Here is a 379-nt window from a genome sequence, read left to right as displayed (position 1 = left end):
GGCCAGGAGGACGCCGTCCGCTCCGTCTCGCAGGCGATCCGTCGTACTCGCGCCGGTCTGAAGGACCCGAAGCGCCCGTCCGGCTCGTTCATCTTCGCCGGCCCGTCCGGTGTCGGTAAGACCGAGCTGTCCAAGGCGCTCGCGAACTTCCTGTTCGGCGAGGACGACGCACTCATCCAGATCGACATGGGTGAGTTCCACGACCGCTACACCGCCTCGCGGCTGTTCGGTGCCCCTCCCGGGTACGTCGGCTACGAGGAGGGCGGCCAGCTCACCGAGAAGGTGCGGCGCAAGCCGTTCTCAGTGGTGCTGTTCGACGAGATCGAGAAGGCGCACCAGGAGATCTACAACACGCTCCTGCAGGTGCTCGAGGACGGCC

At 66.8% G+C, this 379-nt stretch carries 1 protein-coding gene; it reads left to right on the top strand.

Annotated features, from left to right (window positions below; genetic code table 11):
• A partial coding sequence (locus DBV35_RS29435; RefSeq protein WP_117434500.1) for an AAA family ATPase occupies positions 1–379 on the top strand: 379 nt, incomplete at both ends.

The sequence above is a fragment of the Acuticoccus kandeliae genome, from assembly GCF_003073115.1.
The sequence above is the reverse complement of the archived record's forward strand: the minus strand, read 5'-3'. Positions and strand labels throughout refer to the sequence as shown.